Source organism: Rugamonas aquatica, from assembly GCF_009380215.1.
Lineage (GTDB): Bacteria > Pseudomonadota > Gammaproteobacteria > Burkholderiales > Burkholderiaceae_D > Rugamonas > Rugamonas aquatica_B.
This window is the reverse complement of the sequence record NZ_WHUG01000066.1, coordinates 1-266: the sequence shown is the minus strand read 5'-3', so window position 1 is coordinate 266 and position 266 is coordinate 1. Positions and strand designations below refer to the sequence as shown.

At 53.4% G+C, this 266-nt stretch carries 1 rRNA gene; it reads left to right on the top strand.

The features are described 5' to 3' along the window. Positions 1-266: ribosomal RNA gene (locus GEV02_RS32685) — 16S ribosomal RNA — on the top strand; the annotation flags it as partial.

Sequence of the window (266 nt, the reverse complement as noted above, 5' to 3'; positions counted from 1 at the left end):
CCAGACTCCTACGGGAGGCAGCAGTGGGGAATTTTGGACAATGGGCGCAAGCCTGATCCAGCAATGCCGCGTGAGTGAAGAAGGCCTTCGGGTTGTAAAGCTCTTTTGTCAGGGAAGAAACGGCCTGTTCTAATACAGTGGGCTAATGACGGTACCTGAAGAATAAGCACCGGCTAACTACGTGCCAGCAGCCGCGGTAATACGTAGGGTGCAAGCGTTAATCGGAATTACTGGGCGTAAAGCGTGCGCAGGCGGTTTTGTAAGTC